The following is a 219-nucleotide window of genomic DNA, read 5'->3' on the forward strand; positions in this document are numbered from 1 at the left end:
TATTTCAGAAAATAATCGTAAAAAATTAGATGAGTTTACAGCATTAACTTATGGTGCTAGAATTGGAGGTCCAATTGTTAAAGATAAATTATTCTTTTTCGTAAACTATGAAAGACAAGATGATGAAACTCCACAACCTTATGATATTGCTAATTATAATGGAGCTTCTTCAGCTACAGATTTAGAAAACCTAAGTAGTTTTTTACAAAACACTTACGG

1 protein-coding gene is annotated in these 219 nt (G+C 29.2%); it reads left to right on the top strand.

The annotated features are described in order from the left end of the window. A partial coding sequence (locus tag OU788_RS12850) for a hypothetical protein (RefSeq protein WP_274635510.1) occupies window positions 1-219 on the top strand: 219 nt, incomplete at both ends.

This window comes from Tenacibaculum sp. L6 (genome assembly GCF_028823685.1).
Taxonomy (GTDB): domain Bacteria; phylum Bacteroidota; class Bacteroidia; order Flavobacteriales; family Flavobacteriaceae; genus Polaribacter.